The organism is Azospirillum sp. B506 (assembly GCF_000333595.1).
GTDB lineage: Bacteria > Pseudomonadota > Alphaproteobacteria > Azospirillales > Azospirillaceae > Azospirillum.
Map to the genome: position 1 here is coordinate 1 of NZ_BADK01000435.1, position 943 is coordinate 943.

Here is a 943-nt window from a genome sequence, read left to right on the forward strand (position 1 = left end):
TGCCTTCCATTCCGGCGGGCATTCCGGCGAAGTCCGCATCCTCGGCCTGCCGTCGATGCGTGAGCTGATGCGCATTCCGGTGTTCAACCGCTGCTCCGCCACCGGCTGGGGCATGACCAACGAGAGCCGGAAGATCCTGACCGAGCACATGCTGCCGGAAACCAGGAAGTTCCTGGAGACGCGCGGCGGCATCTATCTGAACGGCGACGCCCACCACCCGCACATGTCCTTTACCGACGGCACCTATGACGGCCGTTACATCTTCATCAACGACAAGGCCAACACCCGTGTCGCGCGCATCCGCTGCGACATCATGAAGACCGACACCATCATCGAAATCCCCAACGCCGCCGCCATCCACGGCCTGCGCCCGCAGCGCTTCCCGCGCACCGGCTATGTCTTCGCCAACGGCGAACAGCGCGTGCCAACCCCCAATGACGGCCGCGACCTGACCAACCCGAAGGCCTACAAGTCGCACTTCACCGCCATCGACGGCGACACGATGAAGATCGCCTGGCAGGTCTGGGTCGACGGCAACCTCGACAACACCGACGCCGACTACCAGGGCAAATACGCCTTCTCCACCTGCTACGATTCCGAAGAGGGCGTCACTGCGGCGGAGATGACCAGCGCCGAGCAGGACTGGATCGTCGTCTTCAACCTGAAGCGCATCGACGAAGCCGTGAAGGCCGGCAAGGTCCCGTTGGTGAACGGCGTGCCGGTGGTCGATGGCCGCCACGGCAGCGCCTTCACCCGCTACATCCCGGTGCCCGCCAATCCGCACGGCATCAACGCCGCCCCCGACGGCATCCACGTCACCGTCAATGGCAAGCTGTCGCCGACCGTCACCGTCTTCGACGTGCGCCTGCTCGACGACCTGTTCGACGACAAGATCAAGCCGCGCGACGTGGTGGTCGCCGAACCGCAGCTCGGCCTCGGGGCG

1 pseudogene is annotated in these 943 nt (G+C 65.1%); it reads left to right on the forward strand.

The annotated features are described in order from the left end of the window. A pseudogene (locus I71_RS13305) lies at nucleotides 1-943 on the forward strand (TAT-dependent nitrous-oxide reductase); the annotation flags it as partial.